The following is a 20,752-nucleotide window of genomic DNA, read 5'->3' as shown; positions in this document are numbered from 1 at the left end:
CGGGTGTGTTGGGAAGGGGCGTCCTGGGTGTGTGGTGGGACACGCCCGGGCGGAGGAGGAAAGGAAACGGCGGGCGGCCCATTGGGTGGGCGCCCGCCGTGTGAAGCCTGCGTCAGCGGTGGTCTTCCGCTCGCATGCCCACCCGCGGAGCGTCGATCACGACGTCGGTGAAGATATCGAAGACGAGAGCGAGGATGCCGCCCACGACGAACACACCGGCGCCGATCCAGACGAGCGTCCAGTTGTCGGCCGTCATCCCGAAGCCGGCAACCACGGTGCCCACGAGCATCACCGTCACCGCCAGCCACGATGACGCGCGTCCGCCGTGGCTGCCGAGATTCTCCGTTTGCTCCGACTTCTTCCCCTCAACCATGACAAATCCTTCCTCTGCCGGTTATCGCGCTATTGGTGCGAGCCGGCTCTCAACCGGCATATCCTCTGCCTTGAGCCCATTCTCCCAGACCGGTCTTGTGCCCTCGTCGGCACGGTGGCTGTGTCTGCTTGCGGAACCGCCTACCATGGCAACGGGGAAGTTTGTCTCGGCCTCTCCTCCTGGCGGCGCCGCCGGGGTAGACCTGCGAGGAGCTTTACATAAAGTGGCAGCCATTCTCGACAAGATCCTACGTGCCGGCGAAGGCAAGATCCTACGTAAGCTGAAGCGGTACGCAGACCAGGTCAACTCCATTGAGGACGACTTCACGGCCATGTCCGACGCGGAGTTGCGGGCGATGACGGACGAGTTCCGCAAACGCCACGCCGAAGGCGAGAGCCTCGACGACCTGCTTCCCGAAGCGTTCGCGACCGTGCGTGAGACGGCCCGCCGCGTGCTCGGCCAGCGACCGTTCGACGTGCAGATCATGGGCGGCGCCAACCTCCACCTGGGCAACATCTCCGAGATGAAGACCGGTGAGGGCAAGACGCTGACCTGCACCCTGCCGACCTATCTCAACGCGATCACCGGCAGAGGCGTGCACGTCATCACGGTCAACGACTATCTCGCCAAGCGCGACGCCGAGAACATGGGGCGCATCCACCGCTTCCTCGGCCTCGAGGTCGGCTGCATCGTGAGCGGGCAGCAGCCCGACGAGCGACGCAGGCAGTACGAAGCCGACATCACCTACGGCACGAACAACGAGTTCGGCTTCGACTACCTGCGCGACAACATGGCCTGGTCGCTCGACGAGTGCGTGCAGCGCGGCCACTACTACGCGGTCGTCGACGAGGTCGACTCGATCCTGATCGACGAGGCCCGCACGCCGCTGATCATCTCGGGTCCGGGCGAGCAGTCGGGCAAGTGGTACACCGAGTTCGCCAAGATCGTTCCCCGCCTGCGCAGGGGTGTCGAGGCGAAGAACCCCGGCGAGGAGAGCACCGGCGACTACGTCGTCGACGAGAAGAAGCGCACGGTCGGCATCCTGGAGTCCGGCGTCGAGAAGGTCGAGGACTGGCTCGGCATCGACAACCTCTACAAGCCGGAGCACACCCACCTCGTCGGCTTCCTGAACAACGCGCTCAAGGCCAAAGAGCTGTTCAAGAAGGACAAGGACTACATCGTCGCCGACGGCGAGGTGCTGATCGTCGACGAGTTCACCGGCCGCATCCTGCACGGCCGCCGCTACAACGAGGGCATGCACCAGGCCATCGAGGCCAAAGAGGGCGTGAAGATCAAGGACGAGAACCAGACGCTCGCCACGGTCACCCTCCAGAACTACTTCCGCCTCTACGAGAAGCTGGCCGGCATGACCGGTACGGCCGTCACCGAGGCCAACGAGTTCAACAAGACCTACAAGCTCAACGTCGTCCCGATCCCGACCAACCGGCCGATGATCCGCAAGGACCAGGCCGACGTGGTCTACAAGACCGAGGACGCCAAGTTCAACGCGGTGGTCGAGGACATCAAGGAGCGCTACGAGGCCGGGCAGCCGGTCCTCGTCGGCACGACCTCGGTGGAGAAGTCGGAGCGGCTGTCCAAGGCGCTCAAGCGGCGCGGCGTGCAGCACGAGGTGCTCAACGCGAAGAACCACGCGCGTGAGGCGTCGATCATCGCCGAGGCCGGCCGCAAAGGCGCCGTCACCGTCGCCACCAACATGGCAGGCCGGGGCACCGACATCCAGCTCGGCGGCAACCCCGAGTTCCGCGCCGACCTCGAGCTGCGCCAGCGCGGGCTCGACCCCGTCGAGACGCCCGAGGAATACGAGAAGGCCTACCCCGAGGCGCTGGAGAAGGCCAAGGCGGCGGTCAAGGCAGAGCACGACGAGGTCACCAAGCTAGGCGGCCTCTACGTCCTCGGCACCGAGCGGCACGAGTCGCGGCGCATCGACAACCAGCTGCGCGGCCGCTCCGGCCGTCAGGGCGACCCCGGCGAGTCGCGGTTCTACCTGTCGCTCGGCGACGACCTCATGCGCCTGTTCAACTCGGCCAGGGTCGAGATGATCATGACGAGGCTGCAGATCCCCGACGACCAGCCGATCGAGTCCAACATCGTCTCCAAGGCGATCGCCTCCGCCCAGCACCAGGTCGAGCAGCAGAACTTCGAGATCCGCAAGGAAGTTCTGAAGTACGACGAGGTGATGAACCGCCAGCGCAAGGTCATCTACGCCGAGCGCCTGCGGGTGCTGGAGGGCGCCGACCTGCACGAGCAGGTGCGCGGCTTCATCGGCGACGTGATCGACGGCTACGTCCAGGGCGCCACGGCCGAGGGTTTCGCCGAGGAGTGGGACCTCGAGAAGCTGTGGAAGGCGTTCGGCGAGCTCTACCCGGTCCAGGTCACGATCGAGGACATCATCGAGGAGGCCGGCTCCCGCGAGGAGGTGACCGCCGAGCTGATCAGCGAGCGCATGAAGGCCGACGCGCTGGCCGCCTACGCCAGGCGCGAGGAGGAGTTCGGCGCCGAGACGACGCGCGACCTCGAGCGCCGCGTGATCCTCTCGGTGCTCGACCGCAAGTGGCGCGAGCACCTCTACGAGATGGACTACCTGCGCGAGGGCATCGGCATGCGGGCCTACGCGCAGAAGGACCCGCAGATCGAATACCAGCGTGAGGGCTTCGAGATGTTCACCGCGATGCTCGAGGGCATCAAGGAGGACTCCGTCGGCTTCCTGTTCAACCTCGAGGTCGAGGTGCAGGAGAACCCGATCGTCGCGGAAGAGGACGCGGCGCTGGCGGAGACGCGCTCCATCATCGCGCGCGGGCTGCGGGGCCCCGAGCGGCCGGCCGAGCTCGAATACTCCGCGCCCGGCGAGCAGGGCGAGGTCGAGCACACCAAGGTGCGCACGACCTCCGCCGAGCGGGCCGCCTACGGCAACGTGGAGCGCAACGCGCCCTGCCCGTGCGGGTCGGGCAAGAAGTACAAGCGCTGCCACGGCGACCCGAAGAACGCCGCCTGACGGTTGTCGCCGAAGGCCCTCACCTCTGCCGGGGTGGGGGTCTTCGGCGCGTTCGGCCCCGCCCGCTCAGCGCGGGGTCAGGCGGTCTCGAAGTCGGTGCAGAGCCACTGGTGGCCGTACCGTTCCAGACGGGCGGCGAGTACGTGGTCGCGCTCGCCGCAGTGGACGACCACGCACATCTCCAGGACGCCGTCCCGGGGTTCGGTCACGTGCGGCGTGCCGGCGAACGGAGGGCGGCCGGCCGCGATCATCCGCCCGGCCCTGACGAGGTCCCGGTAGGCGCGGCCGGTGAGCCGGCCCGCCAGGGTCTCGGGCGGGCGGCGGCCGGTGAGCACCTCAGCCAGCGCCTGCCCGAGATGGCGTAGCCGGCGCTCGTCCGGGGCCGCTCCAGGTGCTCCCCACACCAGGGGGCGCGAGTCCAGGGCCAGGGCTCCGTGGACCCGCGTCGCCGCGTCGCCCGCTCCGCGCCGGTGGCCGTCGTAGGGCGGTTCGGGGGTGGACGTGGGGTCGATGTGGGGTGCTGCGGACACGCATCCTCCAGGTGCTCAGGCGGAGAGACAAACGCCATAAGGAGTTTTCGGCCCGGCCCAGGAATACAGCGCCCACCACCTTCCCCCAGTCCGGAACGCCTTTCGTCCCGCCGTGAGAGGAAGGTCGGCCGGAGCTGGAGCGCCTGCGTCGCGGGCTGTGCGCTGTTTCGGGCGCGGGGCGGCGTACGCATCGGGTGTCCTGAAATCAGGCGGGTTCGCGGCCGGGCGTGGGGAGGTTCAGAGCGCGGATCAGTACGGTGAACAGCACGTAGTAGAGCACCAGGTACACCAGCCCGAACCCGATGATCAGCCCCAGTTCGTGGGTGTTGGACTTGCCGGCGTTCAGCAGCAGGTCGATGGCGCCGCCGGAGAAGGTGAAACCGAGACGTGCCCCCAGCTCGGCCATCAGCGCCATCGACAGGCCGGTCAGGAGCGCGTGCACGGCGAACAGGACGGGCGCCACGAAGATGAAGGCGAACTCCAGGGGTTCGGTGATGCCGGTGACGAAGGCGGTCAGGCCGGCGGAGAGCATGATGCCGCCGACGGCCTGGCGGCGGCCGGGGTCGGCGGTCCGCCACATGGCCAGTGCGGCGCCGAGCAGACCGAACATCATGACGGGGAAGAAGCCGGTCATGAAGATGCCGGCGCCCTGCTCGCCGGCGAAATAGCAGTTGAGGTCGCCGGCCGCGTCGCGGGTGGCGCCGTTCACGCCCGCCCGGCACTCCGGCAGGGTGAACCAGACGATGGTGTTGAGCACGTGGTGCAGGCCGAGGGGGATGAGCAGGCGGTTGGCCACGCCGTAGATGCCCGTGCCCGCCGTGCCGTGGGCGGACAGCCAGTCGCCGGCCTGCGCCAGCCAGTCGCCGACCGGCCGCCACAACAGGCCGAAGACGACGCCGAGGAGGAGCGCGGCGACCGCGGTGATGATGGGCACGGAGCGGCGCCCGCCGAAGAAGGCCAGCCACGCGGGTGGTTTGAGGCGGTGGAAGCGCTGCCAGAGCAGGGCGGCGGTGATGCCGATGAGGATGCCGCCGAGCACGCCGGTCGGGTTCTGGGCTCCGAGGTCGAGCGTGGGGGTGCCGTCGCGCAGCACCACGGTCACCTTGTCGTGGACGGCGCCCTGGCCGGCGTCGAAGAAGAGAGTCCTGGAGACCCGGTCGAAGACGAGGTAGCCGACGACGGCGGCGAGCGCGGTGCTGCCGTCGGACTTGCGGGCGAAGCCGATGGCCACGCCCACGGCGAACAGCAGCGGCAGGTTGTCGAAGAGGGCGCCGCCCGCCGCCGCCAGCACCCTGGCCACGGGGAGGAGCCAGGGCAGGACGCCGCCCAGGCCGTCGGCGCCGAGCAGGTCGTCCTGGCCGAAGCGGAGGAGCAGGCCCGCCGCGGGGAGCACCGCGATGGGCATCATGAGCGAGCGTCCCACGCGCTGGAGGCCGCCGAACATCGAGGACCAGCCAGGGCTCATGACAGTGGTTCCCCCGCATCGTGCTCGGCTCGCGGGGGGTCGCCGGATTACTACCCCTCGGCGGATCGCGGGGAACCGCCGCCGGGCCTCACCTCGGGAGTGATCAGGTTTCGCCGGAGTCGACGTCCGGTTCGGGCTCGCGGCCGGGTGTCATGATGTCGAGCCTGCGGATCAGGAACGTGAAGACGACGTAGTAGAGCACGCCGTAGACGGCGCCCAGGGCGAGGATGCCGGGTAAGTTCTCGGTGTTCGACTTGCTGGCGTTCAGCAGCAGGTCGAGCAGCCCCGCGGAGAAGCCGAAGCCAAGCTGGCCGCCGATCAGCGTGGTCAGCGCCATGGCCAGGCCGGTCAGGATCGCGTGCACCACCAGGAGCAGCGGCGCGACGAAGATGAAGGCGAACTCGATCGGCTCGGTGATGCCGGTGACGAACGACGCCAGCGCCGCCGACAACATGATGCCGCCCACGCTGGCCCGCCGGTGCGGCGGCGCCGCGCGCCACATGGCGAGGGCGGCGGCGGGCAGGGCGAACATCATGATGGGGAAGAAGCCGGCCATGAACTGCCCCGAGTGCTCGGCGCCGCCGAAATAGCAGTTCCAGTCGCCGCCCAGCAGCTGGCCGCCCACGTCGCACTGCGGCACCACGTGCCAGACGACGGAGTTGGCGAAGTGGTGCAGGCCGAGGGGGATGAGCAGGCGGTTGATCAGCCCGTAGATGCCGGTGCCGATCGGGCCGATCGCGGTGAGGGCCTCGCCCGCGTGCCGGATCCACTCGCCGAGCACGGGCCAGAGCCAGCCGAACAGCACGCCGATGAGCAGCGCCACGATGGCGGTGATGATCGGTACGAACCTGCGTCCGCCGAAGAACGCCAGCCACGACGGCAGCTTGATGCGGTGGAAGCGCTGCCAGAGCAGGGCGGCGACCAGGCCCATGACGATGCCGCCCAGGACCTGGGTGGGGTTCTGCATGCCGTAGTTGATGATCTCGACGACGCCCTGGTCCTGAACCTCCTTGATCACGACGGTGTCGCGGATGCCGGAGCCGGAGAACATCACCTTCGTCACCCGGTCGAAGACGAGGTAGCCGACCATGGCGGACAGCGCGGTGCTGCCGTCGGACTTGCGCGCGAAGCCGATGGCCACGCCCACGGCGAACAGCAGGGGCAGGTTCTCCAGCAGCGCCCCGCCGGCGGCGGCCAGCACCTCGGCCATCCGCTCCACCCAGGCGAACCCCGCCACGTCCGCCAGGCCGCCGGGTTCGGCGCCGTTCGAGCCGAGCATGTCGGGCTGGCCGATGCGGAGCAGCAGGGCCGCCGCGGGGAGCGCGGCGATGGGCAGCATCAACGAGCGGCCCAGACGCTGGAGCACGGTCATCACGCGAGCGCCCGGCGAAGGCCGGGGCGCGGCGGTCTCGTTCACCGGGCGTTCCTCCGGGGGTGGGAGCCGGCCCTCAGGGCTCGAGTACGGTGCGCAGCTGGTAGCGGTCGGCGCGGTAGGTGGACACGCCCAGCTCCGCGCAGACGCCACCGGCGAACGACCTGCGCTGGAGCAGCAGTACGGCGCCGCCGCGCGGCAGCTTCAGCAGGTCGGCGTCGCTCGGGTCGGCGATGCCGCCGTCGATGGTGAGCTCGCCGGCGTCCATGACGAGACCGTAGCGGCCCTCCAGCAGCTCATACAGTGATTTATCTGACAAATCGTGGTCGGCCAGACCGGGGGCGAGCTTCACCGGGATGTGCGCCCGTTCGATGGACAGCGGCTCACCGTCAGCCGTGCGCAGGCGCTCGATGAAGTGCACCTCCTCGCCCGGCTGGATGCCCAGCTCCTTGGCCAGGTGGGCGCTGGCCCGCACGATCCTCCTGTCGAGGTCGCGCGAGCCGGGGATCATGCCGCGGGCCCTCATGTCGTCGGTGAACGAGGTCAGCTGCAGCGCCAGTTCGATCTTGGGCCTGGCCACGAACGTGCCCTTGCCGGGGACGCGGTGCAGGCGACCCTCGGACACGAGGTGATCGACCGCCTGCCGTACGGTCATTCTGGACAGGCCGAAGCGCTGGCAGAGCTCGCGCTCGGAGGGGATGGCGGCGCCGATGCTGAGTTCGTCGCTGTCGATGAGGTCCAGCAGGATCTCGCGAAGCTGGAAGTACTTGGGCACCGGGCTGTCCGGATCGATGTGCGCCACGGATCCTCCTCTCGAACTGACCAGGGCAATGAGCTATGGTTCGTACTGGTCTAGTCCGGACTAGACCACATGTCGCGAAAGACGGTCAAGTCTAAGCCCCACGATTTGAGGGATGAACCCGAGATGACGACGAAGATGCGCCGCGAGATCGCCGAGCAGCCGGCCGCGCTGCGGGACACGCTGGACTCGCTGCTCCCGCAGGTCGACGAGGTGCGCGCGGTGGGCGCACAGGCCCGGCAGTTGTTGTTCATCGCGCGGGGCACCTCCGACAACGCGGCGGTGTACGGGCGTTACCTCGTCGAGTCGCACGCGGGCCGCCTGTCGGCGCTGGCCGCACCGTCGATCGCGACGACGTACAAGCGCAGGCTCGACCTCGACGGTGTGCTCGCCGTGGCGATCTCGCAGTCGGGACGGACGGAGGAGATCGTCGAGACGCTGGCCTGGGCGAAGGACTGCGGCGCGAGGACGGTCGGCGTCACCAACGGCGGCGCGGACAGCCCGCTGGCCCAGGCCGCCGACGTGGCCCTGTGCACGGTGGCCGGCGAGGAGGAGGCCGTGCCGGCGACCAAGACCTACACCACGCAGCTGGCCGCGCTCGCCGTGCTGGCGCTGGGGCTGGGCGCCGACGTGGACGTGGCGGAGCTGCGGCGGGTGCCCGAGGCCGTGGAGAAGCTCATCGCCGCACCCGGCGACCTCGACGCCCTGGTCGAGGGGCTGGTGGACAAGCCCGGCGTGGTGGTGTCGGGGCGGGGGCTGGCCTTCTCCACGGCGCTGGAGACCGCGCTCAAGCTCAAGGAGGCCTGCTACCTGCACGCCATGGGCCTGTCGTACGCCGACCTGCTGCACGGGCCGATCGCCGTGGTCGACGCCGACACCCCCGCGCTGCTGGTCGCCTCCGAGAACAGCCCGACCCTGTCCGGTACGGTCGCGCTGGCCGAGCGGGTGGTGGCCGCGGGGGCGGCGGCGTACACGATCGGGGGCGGCGAGGCGCTCGCACGGGCGGGCACGGCCGCGCTCAACGGCCCGGACCTGCCCGAGTGGGTCGCCCCCATGGGCCTGATCGTGCCGGGGCAGCTGCTCACCGAGGCGCTCGCCCGCAGGCTCGGCATCGACCCCGACGCGCCGCGCGGCCTGAACAAGGTCACCCAGACCGACTGATCACACAGCGTCGTCTAGCCTGGTCAGAGTGTTAGCGCAAGGGAGGACCTGATGGCGGCTGACGTCAACGCGCTCATCGCGGCGCTCGGCGGTGCCGGGAACATCATCGAGATCGAGCCCTGCATCACCCGGTTGCGCACGGAGGTGCGTGACGCGTCCATGGTCGATCAGGCGGCGCTCAAGGCGGCCGGCGCGCACGGCGTGATGGCCGCGGGCAACGTGGTCCAGGTCGTCGTCGGGCCGGAGGCGGACACGATCGCCAGCGACATCGAGGACATCATCGGCTGAGGGCGAGGTCATGACGACTGTTCTCGCCCCGGTCGAGGGGGCGGCCGTGGGGTTGGCCGCGGTGCCCGATCCGGTGTTCTCCGCGGGCATGGTGGGGCCGGGAACGGCGATCGATCCGCTGAGAGGGCCGGGGGAGGCCGTGGCGCCCATAGCGGGAAAAATCATGAAGCTGCATCCGCATGCGTACGTCATCGTGGGGGACGACGGCAGAGGCGTGCTGGTGCACCTGGGCATCGACACGGTCCAGCTGAAGGGCGAGGGATTCCGGCTGCTGGCGACCGAGGGCGACAGGGTGCGCGCCGGCCAGGCGGTGGTGGCGTGGGACCCGTCGGCCGTCGAGGCGGGCGGACGCTCGCCGGTGTGCCCGGTGGTCGCTCTCGACGCGCTCTCGGAAGCGGTGACCGGGGTGGCATGGGGCAGGGTACATGCAGGAGACGAGCTGTTCATATGGGAATAGACCCGCTGCCAAGACGTCACAATAGGCATGCCGCCGCTTCGACCCCGATCGGCAGGCGTTGTTCGATCCCGGGTCCGGCTGGTCCGGACCGGTGGAGAAGGAGGAAGAAGCAGATGGGCGAGCGCAAGGTCACCGTGGCGGCGGAGGTGGGGCTGCACGCCCGGCCCGCGGCGACGTTCGTGCAGCGGGCGAAACAGGCTCCGATGGACATCACGGTGGCGAAGGCCCACGGCGGTGATCCCGTCAACGCCAAGAGCATTCTGGCGATCATGGGGCTCGACGTCCGCCAGGGCGAGACCGTCGTGATCTCCGCGGAGGGCGAGGGCTCGGAAGAGGTGCTCGACGAGCTGGCAGAGATAGCCGCGAAGCCATGAATCTGCGGGGGGTGGGGGTCAGCCCGGGCATCGGGCACGGCCCCGCGTACGTCCTGACCGCCTCCGTGCCCGAACCCCCCGAGGGCGCCACCTACACCGGTGAGGCGGAGCAGGAGAAGGAGCGCGCGATGGCCGCGCTCACCAGGGTCGCGGGCGAACTGGAGGCCCGCGGCAACCAGGCGGGCGGCGAGGCCGAGGAGATCCTCAAGGCCCAGGCGCTGATGGCCGAGGATCCCGGCCTGGTCGTGAAGGTGCGCTCGCTGATCGACCGCGGGCTGGCCGCGCCTCGGGCCATCTACGAAGCTTTCACGAAATATCGGGACGTGCTGGCCGGCTCGGGTGGATACCTGGGCGAGCGGGCCGCCGACCTCAACGACATCAGGGACCGCGTGGTCGCCCTCCTCTACGGGCACGCGGTGCCGGGACTGCCGGCCGCGCCGGCGGAGCCGTACGTGCTGGTCGCCAGGGACCTCGCGCCCGCCGACACGGCGCTGCTGTCCAGGGGCGACGTCGCCGCGTTCGTCACCGAGGAGGGTGGCCCCACCAGCCACACCGCGATCATCGCCAGGGCCCTGGGCGTGCCCGCCGTGGTGGCCTGCCCGGGCGCGACCACCATCCGGCCGGGCGTGCGGGTGATGGCCGACGGCGCCTCGGGCGAGGTGCGCCTGGAGCCGGCCGAGTCCGACGTGGCCGAGGCGGTCGGCGCCGCCACGGCCAGGCAGGCGGCGGTGGCCGAGGCACAGGGCCCCGGCCGGACCGCCGACGGTCATCTCGTCCCGCTGCTCGCCAACATCGGCAGCCCGGCCGACCTCGACGCCGCCCGAGAGGCGGGGGCCGAGGGCGTCGGGCTCTACCGGACCGAGTTCCTCTTCCTCGACCGCACCGAGGCGCCCGCCGCCGAGGAGCAGCGACGCGCCTACCAGGCGGCGCTGGAGGCGTTCCCCGGCGGCAAGGTCGTCGTCAGGACGCTCGACAGCGGCGCGGACAAACCGCTGGCGTTCCTGCCCTCCGCCGCCGAGCCCAACCCGGCGCTGGGCGAGCGCGGGCTGCGTATGTTCCGCAAGTTCCCCGAGGTGATGGAGGCGCAGCTCGGCGCGCTGGCCGAGATCGCGACCGACGACCTCATGGTGATGGCGCCCATGGTCGCCACGGCCGAGGAGAGCCGGTGGTTCGCGCAGCAGTGCCGGGCCAAGGGGCTGCGCGGCGTGGGCGTGATGATCGAGATCCCGTCCGCCGCGCTGCGGGCCAGGGACCTGCTCGCGCCCGTGGACTTCGTCTCCGTCGGGACCAACGATCTGTCGCAGTACGCCTACGCCGCCGACCGCCAGCTCGGGGCCGTGAGCGCGCTGCACGACCCGTGGCAGCCCGCGCTGCTCGACCTGGTCGCGCTGGCCGCCCGCGCCGCCGGCGACGTCGGCAAACCGTGCGGCATCTGCGGGGAGTCGGCCGCCGACCCGGCGCTGGCGTGCGTACTCGTCGGGCTGGGGGCGACCACGTTGTCGATGGGGGCCGGGGCGCTGCCCGCCGTACGCGCCGGGCTGGCCGCGCACACGCTGCAGCAGTGCACGTTCGCGGCCGAGGCGGCGCGGGAGCAGACGACGGCGGGCGCCGCGCGTGCGGCGGCCCGCGTGCACCTTCCCGAACTCGCCCGGCTGGGGCTCTGACGAGGGGCGGGCAGGGGCCCTACCGGGTCGTCACGCGGATACCTTAGGAGGCATGCCTCACTCCCCTCGACGCTTGGCAACGGCGGGCCTCCTGACGATCATGCTGGCCGCGTGCGCCGGTGGCGGCGGTTCGGCCGGTACGACGCCGGCCACGCCGACCGGGAGCGAGGCGGCGCCGCCCACGCCCTCCGCCTCGCCGAGCCCGTCCCCCGACCCCGTCGAGAGCGCGCTGGCCGGGATGAGCGTCGAGGAGAAGGTGGGCCAGCTGTTCATGCCCGTCCTCTACGGCACCTCGGCCTCCTCGGAGTCGGGGGAGAACCACGCCCGCTACGGCGCGAGGACCCCGGCCAAGGTGATCAGGAAATACCACCTGGGCGGCGTGATCCTCTTCCCGCAGAACGTCAGGAGCACGAGTCAGGTCGTCGACCTCACCAACGGCATGCAGCGCGCGGCCAAGGGCGTCCCGCTGCTGGTCGCGACCGACCAGGAGAACGGCCCGGTGTCGCGGATGTCCGCGCTCATGACCGACTTCCCCGGCGCGGGGCGGATCGGCGCGACGAAGGACCCGTCGTTGTCGCGGGCCGTGGCCGCGGCCACCGGCAAGGAGCTGCGAGCGCTCGGCGTCAACCTCGACTTCGCTCCCGTCGCCGACGTCAACGTCAACCCGCGCAACCCCGTCATCGGCACGCGGGCCTTCGGCGACGACCCGAAGAAGGTGGCCAGGATGGTCTCGGCGGCGGTCAAGGGCTTCGACGACGCGAAGGTCGCCGCCACGGCCAAACACTTCCCCGGCCACGGCGACACGAGCGTCGACAGCCACACCGGGCTGCCCGTGATCAAACACACGAAGGCCGAGTGGGAGCGGATCGACGCGCCGCCGTTCAGGGCCGCGATCGCCGCGGGCGTGGACGCCGTGATGAGCGCCCACATCGTCTTCCCCAAGCTCGACCCGTCAGGGGATCCGGCGACGCTGTCCAAGCCCATCCTGACCGGCCTGCTGCGGGAGAAGCTCGGCTTCGAGGGCGTGATCTCCACCGACGCGCTCAACATGGGCGGGGCCCGCACGAAATACGACGACGGGGAGGTGGCGGTGCGCGCCGTGCTGGCCGGTGCCGACCTGCTGCTCATGCCCAACGACCTGCCCGAGGCCCACCGGGCGGTGCTGGCGGCGGTGAAGTCGGGCCGCATCTCCGAGCAGCGGCTCGACGAGTCGGTCACCAGGCTGCTGACGCTCAAGCAGTCGAAGGGGCTGCTGGCCGAGGCTCCCGTCGCCTCCGCCGAGGAGGCGGCCAGGGTGCTGCGCTCCGCCGAGCACCGCAAGCTGGCCGCCCGCGTTTCCGGCGACTGACGCGGGGTCGGTGGACGACCCCGCCGCCCAGGCCGGTGCGAGCCGCGTGCCGCGCGGACGGGCGTGAGCGCGGGCCGGGGGGACACCCTATTCTGGAACGAGGTTCGAGCCTGGAGGTGGTCGTGGTCGCGGGTGTGCTGATCGACTGGGGCGGGGTGCTCACGACGAGCATGTCCGACTCCATCGGCAGGTGGATCCGCGAGGACCGGATCGACGCCGACCACTACTACGTCGTGATGCGGGAGATGATCGAGCACGCCTACCGCGACGGCGACGGCGAGAGCACGGTCCACGCGCTCGAACGGGGCGAGCTCGACGGTTCCGCCTTCGAGCGCGATCTCGCGGCGCGGCTGCTGACGCTCGACGGGGTGCCGCCGGTGGCGGAGGGGCTGCTGGATCGCATGTTCGCGGGGTTCGAGCGGGTCGAGGCGATGTACGACATGCTCCGCGACGTGCGGAAAAATGGTTTTAAAACCTGCCTGCTCTCCAACTCCTGGGGGAACGCGTACCCGCGCGACGGCTGGGATGTGATCTTCGACGCGGTCGTGATCTCCGGCGAGGTCGGCATGCGCAAGCCCGAGCCGCGCATCTTCCACCACGCCCTCGGCGAGATCGGGCTCGCCGGCGAGGAGTGCGTGTTCATCGACGACATCGAGGCCAACATCCTGGCCGCCCGCGCCCTCGGCATCGTCGGCATCCACCACCGCGACGCGGAGTCGACCATCACTGAGCTCGAGTCCCACCTCCGCCTCACGCTGCGCCGGGCCTGACAGCCCGCCGGGGCGTCGTGGTCTGGCGGGCTGATGAGCAGGGCGCCCATCAGAGCCTCCCAAGGAGACCGTCGTCATGAAGCGGTGGGGGAATCGGAAGCGGGAGGGCTGCCAAGGCCTGAGTGTGCCCTGATCTGTCGGGTCTGCACATCGGGGATGTCTTTCCTGGTTTTGCCGGCGCCAGCCGATATCGTGGTGTTGTCGTTACCGAACGTGACGAGAGATGGGTGTGCGCAGGTCGTTCAGATTCCTGCTGCGCCCCACGGCTCGGCAGGCGGCGGCGCTGGCGGCGTGTGTGGAGGACCACCGGACGCTGTACAACGCCGCTCTGGAGCACCGGCGCACCGCCTATGCCAGGGCGGGGGTGAGTGTCCGGTACGGCGAGCAGTCGGCCGAGCTGAAACACATCCGCGCCGACGACCTGGAGGGTCAGGGGCGTTGGTCGTTCTCGTGCCAGCAGGCCACGCTGCGACGGCTCGACAAGGCGTTTCGCGCGTTTTTCGACCGGGTCCGCGCGGGTCGCGCGCCGGGTTTCCCGCGGTTCAAGGGGCGTGGCCGGTTCGACACGGTCGAGTGGCCGAAGGACGGTGACGGCTGCCGGTGGGACTCCCAGCCCGGCCACCCCGCCACGACCTACGTGCGGCTCCAGGGGGTCGGGCACGTCCGCGTCCACCGGCACCGGCCCGTGCGCGGCCAGGTGAGGACGATCAGCGTCACGCGCGAGGGCTCCCGCTGGTTCGTGGTGCTGTCGTGCGACGACGTGCCCGCCGAGACCTCCCCCGCCCCTTCGCCAGGCTGCGCAAGCGGCTTAGCGAGAAACCGCTCCCTTCAGGAAGCGGAGGAGTCACCAGTAAGGTGTCGGTCTGGGTCTGGTAGCTGGTGGCTCGGGTTTCCCGATGGCCGAGCCCTGGCGAAGCGTGGAAAGGTACGTCATGCGCGTCTATCTGCCGTGCACTCTCCCTGCCCTGGCCGCCGCGGTCAAGGCCGGAGAGGTGGGCCCGGCCCCGTTGACCGGCTACGCGGTGACCCCCGCGCTGACCGAGTGGTACGCCTCGGGCGACACGGAGGAGCTCGAATACGTCGCGCTCACCGAGGCGGCCCGCGCCTCCCTGCGGCTGCTGGCCGCCGCCGGCGGCGAGGCCCCGCCGAGGCGCGTCGTGGTGGCCGTCGAGGTGCCCGACCGTGAGGTCTCCGCCGGCGTCGGGATCGAGGAGCGGGGCAGGGTGCGCCTCGCCGGGCCGGTCCCGCTGGCCAAGGTGGCCGCCGTGCACGTCGACGACCACGACGCGGTGGCCGACATCGAGGCCGCGATCGCCGCCCTGCCGGCCTCCGACGCGGGCGACGACGACGCGAAGTTCACCGTGGACGGCGCCGAGGCCCACGAGCTCATGTGGTACGCGACCCAGGAGATCCCCGACCTTCTCGCTACGTAACGGTGACGTTACGTATGTCACACTTCCTTGACCGGACCGTGACTTTACTCGCTAGTGTCCCGACTCGGCATTGTTCTTTACCTAAGGAGTCGGTTCACCGTGAAGCTTCGAGTTGTGGCCGTCGTTACGGGGGCGGTAACGGCGGCGGCCCTCTTCGCAGGCTCTCCCGCGAACGCACAGGCCAAGCCGTACGACCATCAGGACCCCTACAAGTCGGGCTGCGGTAACTCGGCCCGCGTGGTCAAGTCCGCGAAGATCAAGAGCCGCGCCAACGGCAACGTGGGGACCATCAAGCTGATGTGGTCCGGCAAGTGCAAGACCAACTGGACCGAGATCAAGGTCGGCACGACCATGAGCGGCACCATCAGCGTCTACGCCAAGGACGGACGTTCCGACTCCTTCACCTACAAGGCCGGCAACGGGGGCCGCCACTGGGGCGACATGATCTGGGCGAACAACATGTGCGCCTGGGGCAGCGCCTCCGTGAAGTGGGGCGGCGGCCGGGGCGGCCAGAACGGCTCCGGCACCACCGGCAAGGCCTGCCGCTGAGGCACGCGAGTGGGGGCCGTGGCCTGACGGCCACGACCTCCGCGCGTTTCACGGAATGTCACACCAGCCCACTACGCTGGTCATGACATGACAAAGCACATTGTGTGGGATTGGAACGGCACCCTCTTCCACGATCTCGATGCCGTGGTCGAGGCCACCAACGAAGTCTTCAAGCCCTACGGCCTTCCCGTGATGACCGCCGACGGTTTCCGGGCCGTCTACACCCGCCCGATCTGGCTGGCCTACGAGCGCCTGCTCGGCCGCCCGTTGACCGAGGGCGAGTGGCAACTGCTCGACGAGGGCTTCCACGAGCACTACAACCGGCTGTGCGACAGCTGTCAGCTGGCCGCCGGCGCGGAGGTGGTGCTCTCCAGCTGGGCGGGCACCCAGTCGCTCTGCTCCATGGCGCCGCACGCCCACCTGGTGCCCAAGGTCGACTCGTTCGGCATCACCGAACACTTCACCAGGATCGACGGGCTGCTCGGCATGACCGGCGGCGAGAAGGCCGCCCACATGACCGCGCACATCGCGGCGCTCGGCGTCGACCCGGGCGAGATCCTGGTGATCGGCGACAGTGTGGACGACGGGCTCGCCGCCCGGCACGTGGGGGCCAGGGCGGTGCTCTACACCGGCGGCATGACGACCAGGGCCGAGCTCGAAAGCACCGGCCTGCCGGTCGTCGACACCCTCGCCGACGCCCTCGACCACGCGTAGACCGCACGCTCGGGCAGGGCTCGGGTCATGCGGAAATCGCGCAGGCACGGGCCTTGAGCCCGCCGGCGGCCGTACCCTGGCATGGATCACCCCCCTCAGGAGGCCGCCATCAACCGCCTTGTGCTCTGGAACGTCGACCTGACCCTGGTCGACGTCGCCATCGTGACCAGGGACGCCTACGCCGAGGCGTTCCGCCTCGTGACCGGGCGACCGCTGGTCAAGCTCGTTCCCCCGCTGGGCCGCCCCGACTCCGAGATCGTCTTCGAGACGCTGGCCGTCAACGGCGTCCAGGCCGAGGACGCCCACCTGCCCAAGTTCCTCGCGGCGCTGGCCATGGCGTTCGCCGACCGGCGCGGGCGGCTGGCCAAGGAAGGCCGGATGATGTCCGGGGCGAAAGACGCGCTCAAGTCGGTGTCCAAGCTCGACGGTGTGGTGCAGACGGTGCTGACCGGCACGATCAAGAGCAACGCCGTGCACAAGCTCAGGGCGTTCAAGCTGGACAAGTACGTCGACTTCGAGCTCGGCGGCTACGGCGAGGAGGTCTACCCCAAGGCGACGCTGCTGCAGGTCGCGCAGTCGCGGGCCAAGCAGCGCCTCGGGACGCCGTTCACCGCGGCCAACACCGTGGTGATCGGCGACTCCACCCGTGACGTGCAGGCCGCCAAGATCGGCGGTGCCGCCATGATCGGGGTCGCCTCCGGGCGGTCCACGGTGGCCGAGCTGCGTGAGGCGGGCGCCGACCTCGTGCTGCCCGACCTGTCCAACGCGTCCGAGGTGGTGGCCGCCGTCGCCGGCCTCACGTCCCCCATGGACCGCAAGGCCGGCTGACCGCGGCTCCTGGGTCAGGGCCCTGTCCTGACCGCGCCCCTAGGTCAAGGCTCTGTCTGGACCGCGGTCCCGGGGGTCAGGGCAGGGCCCTGAGGAAGCGGGCCGCGATCGGGGCCGCCACCGCGGAGCCGGCCCCGCCCCCCTCGACGACCACAGCGAACGCCAGGTCGCCCTTGTAGCCGATGAACCAGGAGTGCGAGGGCGGTTCCTTGCCGGAGCCGTATTCCGCGGTGCCGGTCTTGCCGGCCGTGCCGGGCGGGAACCGTACGGCGTTGGCGGTGCCGTCGGTGACGACGGCGGGCATGAGGTCGCGCAGCGCGGCCACCACTCCCTTCTCCAGCGGGCGCGGCCGCGACGGCTGCGCGCTGGGGATGCGCTCGTCCTTGACGAGCGTGGGCGGACGGTACGCGCCGGAGGCGATGGCGGCGGCGACGGAGGCCATGTTCAGCGGGCTCGCCAGCACCCTGCCCTGCCCGATGGCGGCGGAGGCGAGGTCGGTGTCGTCCTTCGGGGCGGGGAACTCCGCCCGTACGGCGGGCGCCCCCGGCGTGATCGGGACGCCGAAGCCGAAGCTCTTGGCGACCTCGCCCAGCCGGCCGCCGTTCAGCTCGGCCACGGCCAGCTCACCGAACGTGGTGTTGCACGAATGCGCGAACGCGTCACGGAACGGCAGCGTGCCGAAGTCCTTGTAGCCCGCGTTGTGAAAGGGGAAGCCGCCGATGTTCCGCTCCGCGGGGCAGGCGACCCGCTGGGCCGGCTCGGTCCCGTCGGCGACCAGCGCGGAGGCCGTCACGACCTTGAAGGTCGAGCCCGGCGGATATTTGCCGAGCAGCGCCCGGTTGAACCCGCCGGGCGCGTTGACCGCCGCGAGGATCTCCCCGGTCGAGGCCCGCAGGGCCACCAGGGAGCGCGGTTCCGACACGCCTTCGAGCGCTCGGGCCGCCGCCCGGTGCACCTTCAGGTCGACCGTGGTCCGCACCGGCCGGTCGCCCTCGGGTTTCACGACGCTTCTGAGGACCTTGCCGCCTTCGTACAGGTCGATTCTGGAGCGGCGCGGTGTCGCGAAGCGGTCGGGAAGGGTCTGCTTGATGCCCGCGACGAGCTGCTGCACGGAGCCGGGCGCGTCCGGGGTGCTGACCGTGGTGCCGTCCGCGGCCACGACGGGGGGCGGGTCGGCCTGCTCGGTGATGACCCGTAGCGAGCGGCCCTCCTGGAGCAGCGGGTGCAGGGTGGCGGGGCTCCAGGCCACCTTCCAGGTACGGCCGCTCTCGACCAGCTTGAGCTTTCCGCTGTAACGCCAGTCGTGTTCCCCCGTCAACGTCGCGACGAAGCCGACGACGCCGTCGCCCGACGGTTCGGGACGGTGGAAGCCGGCCTTGGTGGCCTTGAGGTCCGCGAGGAAGCGCCGGTGCCGGCGTTCGAAGTCGGCGGGCGGGTCGGCGACCAGCTCCCGCATGGCCGCGTAGTCCTGGCCGGACCAGGCCGCGAGGTAGTCGTCGGCCGTCTGCTCCGGCGAACCCTGCGTGCGCAGCGCCCAGATGACGCCGCCGGCCACGACGACCGGGACGAGCAGTCCCGCGACGATCCACGGCCATCGCCGCCCGCGCCGCCGGGGCGGGTGTTCGGGACGCAGGTAAGCATAGTTTGTCCCCGTTTGTGGTGCCATGACGGAGAGGACATCAGAGTGGAAGCATGAGTGTCCAATACTGATATGGCTGCCTTAGAGATATAAGTCTGGATATATTTGCTGTTCATGGACCTCGTCCGACACCTCCGCTACTTCGCCGTGGTCGCGGAGGAACTGCACTTCGGCAACGCCGCGATCCGGCTCGGCATGGCGCAGCCGCCGCTCAGCCAGCGCATCAAGCGCCTGGAGGAGGAGCTCGGCGTGCGGCTGTTCGACCGCTCGGCCCGCCAGGTCAGGCTCACCGAGGCGGGCAGGCTCCTGCTGGGCGAGGCCCGCGAGATCGTGGCCAGGGTCGACCGGCTGCACGAGCTGGCCAGGCAGGGCCAGGGCACGGTGCTCAAGGTCGGCGTACCGCCCGACCTGGCCCCCGCCGCGATCGCCGCGCTCGTCGCCGGCTTCCGCGAGATCAAGCCAGAAGTACGCCTCGCGCCCGCCGAGATCTGGACCGCTGACCAGGTGGCGGCGCTGGCGGAGGGCACGATCGACGTCGGCCTGGTCCGCCACCCCGTCTCGGCGCCCGGCCTGGAGTACGGCCGGATCCTGGTGCAGGCGCAGGGCGTGCTGCTGGCCGAGGACGACCCGCTGACCGCCGTCGGCGAGGTGCACCTGGCCGACCTGGCGGGACGCGAGCTGCTGATGCCGCCCATGGAGGGCGAGCCGGGGCTGCACGCGGAGGTGCTGTCGGAGTGCCGGCGCCACGGCTTCGTCCCCACGCAGGTGCACCAGGGCGCCGGGCTCGGGCTGGTCCTGGCCGGGGCGGCGGTGGCGTTCGGGCCGAAGGCGGAGCTGCCGGGGCTGGCCTGGCGGCCGCTGCTAGGCTCGCCGATCATGTCCCGGGTCTCCACGGCCTGGCGCGTGGCGACGGCGTCCGTCAACGATGTGATCGGCGACTTCTCCGCCGTGGCCGTACGGACACTGAAGGAGAGAGCGGGGATGACGGACGAGGGAGCCGTACCCGCACGGCGGATCAGCCGCAGGCCGGGGATGCTGGCATGAGCGCGCGCACGGACCGGCACACGCGCGGGCGGCCCGCGGGGGAGGGCATATGAGCGCGCCCGACTTCGACACTTTGTTCCGCACGGCCGGCGTGAGCGGCTGGCTGCACGCCGCCGACATCGACTCGGGGCGCGAGATCGGCCACGGGGCCGACGCGCCGCTGCCGACGGCGTCGATGTTCAAGGTGCCGCTGCTGGTCGAGTTCTGCCGGCAGGCCGACGCCGGGCTGCTCGACCCCTCCGACCGGGTGACCGTGCCGGCGGCCGGCCGCTCGTCGGGGCCGACGGGCATCTCGGCCATGCTGGACGAGGTGACGCTCTCGCTGCGCGACCTGGCCTACCTCATGATCGCCGTGAGCGACAACGGCTCCGCCGACGTACTGCTGGCCAGGGTCGGGCGCGAGGCCGTCAACACGATGCTGGCGGCGCTGGGGCTGCACGGCACGCGCGTGCTGCACAGTTGCCAGCAGTTCAACGACAGCATGCGCGAGGACGCCGGCCACCCGTGGCCCTTCGTCGACCCCGACGACGTCGCCCGGCTGCGCGCCCTCGACCCGGAGCGGACCAACCGGAGCACCCCGCGCGAGATGGCCGCGCTGTTCGGGCTGATCTGGCGGGACGAGGCGGCCTCGGCCGAGTCGTGCGCCTGGATGCGCGCGGCGCTCAACAAACAGGTCTGGCCGCACCGGCTGGCCTCCGGCTTCCCGTACGACGACGTGGCCGTCAGCGGCAAGACCGGCACGGCCCCGACGTTGCGCACCGAGTCGGGCGTCGTCGAATATCCCGACGGCAGGCGCTACGCGGTGGCCGTGTTCACCCGCTCCTTCAGCACCGCGCTCAACCAGCCGCGCGCCGACGCGGTGATCGGCACGGCCGCGCGTATGGCGGTGGACCACCTACGGAGGTAGCAACTTGTGGGGAAGTCCGGGTAT

At 70.6% G+C, this 20,752-nt stretch carries 20 protein-coding genes and 1 pseudogene; 15 read left to right on the top strand and 6 right to left on the bottom strand.

Features of this window, described 5'->3' with window-relative positions; all coding sequences use genetic code 11:
- Nucleotides 1-112: 112 nt before the first annotated feature.
- Entirely contained in the window at nt 113-373 is a 261-nt protein-coding gene (locus E1295_RS29735; protein WP_132634983.1) for an HGxxPAAW family protein, read from the bottom strand.
- A gap of 223 nt (nt 374-596) precedes the next feature.
- Between E1295_RS29735 and secA the strand changes: the two genes are divergently transcribed.
- Nucleotides 597-3,386 carry a preprotein translocase subunit SecA gene (gene secA / locus E1295_RS29730; RefSeq protein WP_132634980.1) on the top strand — a complete coding sequence of 930 codons (2,790 nt, stop codon included), beginning with the start codon at nt 597-599 and terminating at the stop codon, nt 3,384-3,386.
- A 77-nt stretch (nt 3,387-3,463) separates the two neighbouring features.
- On the opposite strand, the gene E1295_RS29725 is transcribed toward secA, so the two are convergent.
- The 4 genes from E1295_RS29725 to E1295_RS29710 form a co-directional block, all read right to left on the bottom strand.
- Nucleotides 3,464-3,916: an Rv3235 family protein gene (locus E1295_RS29725; RefSeq protein WP_220448958.1), complete on the bottom strand. Its 453-nt coding sequence runs from the start codon at nt 3,914-3,916 to the stop codon at nt 3,464-3,466.
- A 205-nt stretch (nt 3,917-4,121) separates the two neighbouring features.
- Nucleotides 4,122-5,381, bottom strand: coding sequence for a PTS transporter subunit EIIC (locus E1295_RS29720; protein ID WP_132634977.1), 1,260 nt, complete (start codon nt 5,379-5,381; stop codon nt 4,122-4,124).
- A 103-nt stretch (nt 5,382-5,484) separates the two neighbouring features.
- Nucleotides 5,485-6,798, bottom strand: a complete 1,314-nt coding sequence (locus tag E1295_RS29715) for a PTS transporter subunit EIIC (RefSeq protein WP_132634974.1) — start codon at nt 6,796-6,798, stop codon at nt 5,485-5,487.
- Nucleotides 6,799-6,829: 31 nt separating this feature from the next.
- Nucleotides 6,830-7,555 carry a GntR family transcriptional regulator gene (locus E1295_RS29710; RefSeq protein ID WP_132634971.1) on the bottom strand — a complete coding sequence of 242 codons (726 nt, stop codon included), beginning with the start codon at nt 7,553-7,555 and terminating at the stop codon, nt 6,830-6,832.
- A gap of 123 nt (nt 7,556-7,678) precedes the next feature.
- Between E1295_RS29710 and E1295_RS29705 the strand changes: the two genes are divergently transcribed.
- The 12 genes and pseudogenes from E1295_RS29705 to E1295_RS29650 all read left to right on the top strand — a co-directional run bounded on the left by E1295_RS29705 (nt 7,679) and on the right by E1295_RS29650 (nt 17,138).
- A complete protein-coding gene (locus tag E1295_RS29705) occupies nt 7,679-8,713 on the top strand; it encodes an SIS domain-containing protein (RefSeq protein WP_132634968.1) in 1,035 nt (344 codons plus the stop codon).
- Between the two features lie 51 nt (nt 8,714-8,764).
- Nucleotides 8,765-9,001 (top strand): PTS sugar transporter subunit IIB, encoded by a 237-nt coding sequence (locus E1295_RS29700; RefSeq protein ID WP_132634965.1) that lies wholly within the window; start codon nt 8,765-8,767, stop codon nt 8,999-9,001.
- Between the two features lie 10 nt (nt 9,002-9,011).
- Nucleotides 9,012-9,458: a PTS sugar transporter subunit IIA gene (locus E1295_RS29695; RefSeq protein WP_132634963.1), complete on the top strand. Its 447-nt coding sequence runs from the start codon at nt 9,012-9,014 to the stop codon at nt 9,456-9,458.
- A 113-nt stretch (nt 9,459-9,571) separates the two neighbouring features.
- Nucleotides 9,572-9,832, top strand: a complete 261-nt coding sequence (locus E1295_RS29690; RefSeq protein WP_132634960.1) for an HPr family phosphocarrier protein — start codon at nt 9,572-9,574, stop codon at nt 9,830-9,832.
- Nucleotides 9,829-11,496, top strand: a complete 1,668-nt coding sequence (gene ptsP, locus E1295_RS29685; protein ID WP_132634957.1) for a phosphoenolpyruvate--protein phosphotransferase — start codon at nt 9,829-9,831, stop codon at nt 11,494-11,496. The genes E1295_RS29690 and ptsP overlap by 4 nt, the downstream gene beginning before the upstream one ends.
- 73 nt (nt 11,497-11,569) lie before the next feature.
- On the top strand, nt 11,570-12,844 hold the full coding sequence (gene nagZ / locus E1295_RS29680) for a beta-N-acetylhexosaminidase (protein WP_246080496.1): 1,275 nt from the start codon (nt 11,570-11,572) through the stop codon (nt 12,842-12,844).
- A gap of 122 nt (nt 12,845-12,966) precedes the next feature.
- Nucleotides 12,967-13,614 (top strand): HAD family hydrolase, encoded by a 648-nt coding sequence (locus tag E1295_RS29675; protein ID WP_246080494.1) that lies wholly within the window; start codon nt 12,967-12,969, stop codon nt 13,612-13,614.
- A 223-nt stretch (nt 13,615-13,837) separates the two neighbouring features.
- Nucleotides 13,838-13,915 (top strand): annotated as a pseudogene (locus E1295_RS52570) (hypothetical protein); the annotation flags it as partial.
- Nucleotides 13,916-14,546: 631 nt separating this feature from the next.
- Complete coding sequence (locus E1295_RS29665) at nt 14,547-15,047, top strand: DUF6912 family protein (protein ID WP_132634954.1); 501 nt, start codon at nt 14,547-14,549, stop codon at nt 15,045-15,047.
- Nucleotides 15,048-15,146: 99 nt separating this feature from the next.
- Nucleotides 15,147-15,596 carry a DUF2690 domain-containing protein gene (locus E1295_RS29660; protein WP_166427465.1) on the top strand — a complete coding sequence of 150 codons (450 nt, stop codon included), beginning with the start codon at nt 15,147-15,149 and terminating at the stop codon, nt 15,594-15,596.
- 87 nt (nt 15,597-15,683) lie between these two features.
- A complete protein-coding gene (locus E1295_RS29655) occupies nt 15,684-16,310 on the top strand; it encodes an HAD family hydrolase (RefSeq protein WP_132634948.1) in 627 nt (208 codons plus the stop codon).
- A gap of 81 nt (nt 16,311-16,391) precedes the next feature.
- A complete protein-coding gene (locus tag E1295_RS29650) occupies nt 16,392-17,138 on the top strand; it encodes an HAD family hydrolase (RefSeq protein WP_132634945.1) in 747 nt (248 codons plus the stop codon).
- A 76-nt stretch (nt 17,139-17,214) separates the two neighbouring features.
- On the opposite strand, the gene E1295_RS29645 is transcribed toward E1295_RS29650, so the two are convergent.
- Nucleotides 17,215-18,804, bottom strand: a complete 1,590-nt coding sequence (locus tag E1295_RS29645) for a penicillin-binding transpeptidase domain-containing protein (RefSeq protein ID WP_132634942.1) — start codon at nt 18,802-18,804, stop codon at nt 17,215-17,217.
- A gap of 87 nt (nt 18,805-18,891) precedes the next feature.
- Here E1295_RS29645 and E1295_RS29640 point away from each other — a divergent pair, with 87 nt between their 5' ends.
- The gene (locus tag E1295_RS29640) at nt 18,892-19,821 is read left to right on the top strand and encodes a LysR family transcriptional regulator (protein ID WP_132634938.1); all 930 of its coding nucleotides are present in this window, start codon (nt 18,892-18,894) and stop codon (nt 19,819-19,821) included.
- Between the two features lie 49 nt (nt 19,822-19,870).
- Nucleotides 19,871-20,728, top strand: a complete 858-nt coding sequence (locus E1295_RS29635) for a serine hydrolase (RefSeq protein ID WP_132634935.1) — start codon at nt 19,871-19,873, stop codon at nt 20,726-20,728.
- Nucleotides 20,729-20,752: the final 24 nt, after the last annotated feature.

The organism is Nonomuraea mesophila (assembly GCF_004352805.1).
Taxonomy (GTDB): domain Bacteria; phylum Actinomycetota; class Actinomycetes; order Streptosporangiales; family Streptosporangiaceae; genus Nonomuraea; species Nonomuraea longispora.
This window is presented reverse-complemented; position numbering and strand designations above follow the sequence as displayed.